This window comes from Mesorhizobium sp. WSM4833, from assembly GCF_055811095.1.
On the sequence record NZ_JBVVQG010000048.1, the window covers coordinates 1 to 624 of the forward strand.

At 63.8% G+C, this 624-nt stretch carries 1 protein-coding gene; it reads left to right on the forward strand.

The features are described from left to right. Positions 1-624: 2-oxo acid dehydrogenase subunit E2 (locus AC0L2D_RS31810; RefSeq protein WP_473544115.1), on the forward strand; the 624-nt coding region annotated here is incomplete at both ends.

Below are 624 nucleotides of genomic sequence, written 5' to 3' on the forward strand. Positions count from 1 at the left end.
CTGGTCGAGGCCAAGACCACCATTCCGCATTTCTACCTGACGCTCGACTGCGAGCTCGATGCGCTGCTGGCGCTGCGCACGCAGATCAATGCGGCAGCCCCGGTGAAGAAGACCGACAAGGGTGATGCTCCGGCCTACAAGCTGTCGGTCAACGATATGGTCATCAAGGCGCTGGCGATGGCGCTGAAGGCAGTGCCCGATGCCAATGCCTCGTGGACTGAAAGCGCCATGGTCAAGCACAGGCACGCCGATGTCGGCGTCGCGGTGTCGATCCCCGGCGGCCTGATCACGCCGATCATTCGGCATGCCGACGAAAAGACGCTGTCCACCATCTCCAACGAGATGAAGGATCTGGCCAGTCGCGCGCGCAGCCGCAAGCTGAAGCCGGAAGAGTATCAGGGCGGCACCACGGCGGTGTCCAATCTCGGCATGTTCGGCATCAAGGATTTTGCCGCGGTCATCAACCCGCCGCACGCGACCATCCTGGCGGTCGGCGCCGGCGAGGAGCGGGCAGTGGTCAAGAACGGCGAGATCAGAATAGCCACCGTGATGTCGGTGACGCTGTCGACCGACCACCGCGCCGTGGACGGTGCGCTGGGTGCCGAACTGCTGGTCGCCTTCAAG